Consider the following 388-nt stretch of genomic DNA (forward strand, 5'->3'; position numbering starts at 1 on the left):
TTGGCACCAGCAGATAGTACGAAATTCCAAGTAACAAATACAAACCTTTCCACATCGATCTCGTTGTCATTACTTGATCAATATGGAACGGAAATGCCGCTTCAATCTATTGTTGATCAACCGATTGAAATTATTATTCCTCGCGATCCAAACTTGGCCATTCCAGCAATGATGTTACAAGATACTTTTCTATCCACTCCGCACAACCAATTGTTCAATTTACATTACAGCAACATCACCGGTACTATCAATATCTCAGTACATTGGGAAATTCATCCATTGAATTCAAGTGTCGCTTACCTATTCGTATATAAACTGGATGCTGTACCTCAATTGAACACCTCGATCAATCTCATTGATGGATGGACACTTCTTTGTCCTTCGAGTG

1 protein-coding gene is annotated in these 388 nt (G+C 38.9%); it reads left to right on the forward strand.

The annotated features are described in order from the left end of the window. Positions 1-388: hypothetical protein (locus D7Y04_RS46285; RefSeq protein WP_233601888.1), on the forward strand; the 388-nt coding region annotated here is incomplete at both ends.

Origin of the sequence: Corallococcus sp. AB038B (genome assembly GCF_003668955.1) — a bacterium.
Classification (GTDB): Bacteria; Myxococcota; Myxococcia; order Myxococcales; family Myxococcaceae; genus Corallococcus; species Corallococcus exiguus.